The 566-nt window shown below is 39.6% G+C and carries 1 protein-coding gene and 1 pseudogene; both read right to left on the bottom strand.

Annotated features, from left to right (window positions below; translation table 11 throughout):
* Positions 1–47: 47 nt before the first annotated feature.
* Positions 48–260, bottom strand: a complete 213-nt coding sequence (locus KVT34_RS29715) for a head fiber protein (RefSeq protein ID WP_217563241.1) — start codon at positions 258–260, stop codon at positions 48–50.
* Positions 261–309: 49 nt separating this feature from the next.
* Positions 310–566: pseudogene (locus KVT34_RS32665) on the bottom strand (SU10 major capsid protein); the annotation flags it as partial.

Here is a 566-nt window from a genome sequence, read left to right as displayed (position 1 = left end):
CCAGCCTTTCTGACACCTTCATTTGGCGTCACCTCCACCTTTATAAATTATCCCATAACACCTGCAGCTTTTAGCTTTGCAAGTAAGGCATTAAAATCCGCTACAAGACCCGGTACATCTGTTGCCGTACTATTCGCTTGCGTTGTTACCTTTTTGTCTGCTTTTTCTTGTAAATCTTTAATAACAGACCCTAACTTAATTTCTTTAGCAATCGGCATCGATTTATTCAACCGTTGAGCCTGATTTTCAGAAATAGCCACATAAAAAACTCCTTTCAAAAAACAAAAAAGGTAGCATGTACACTACCTTTTAAGCCATTGTTTTAGAAATATTGCCAAGAACCGCGATAGATTCTTTTGCGTTTTTGATTTCAAATCCGAATTCACCACGAATGACACGAGAGAAATAGTCTGCACCACTTGGTGTAGCATCTACATCGTAAATAGGGGCTTAATAACCCGCTTTATCCTTTTCCGTGGCCAGAAGTAGCGCACGATCCCTAGGCATATTTAAATCTACTACGACGTTAGAAATTGCTCCGCCAGGTAAATCAGATACAAACGATA

The sequence above is a fragment of the Paenibacillus sp. GbtcB18 genome (assembly GCF_019091125.1).
Lineage (GTDB): Bacteria > Bacillota > Bacilli > Paenibacillales > NBRC-103111 > Paenibacillus_F > Paenibacillus_F chitinolyticus.
The sequence above is the reverse complement of the archived record's forward strand: the minus strand, read 5'-3'. Positions and strand labels throughout refer to the sequence as shown.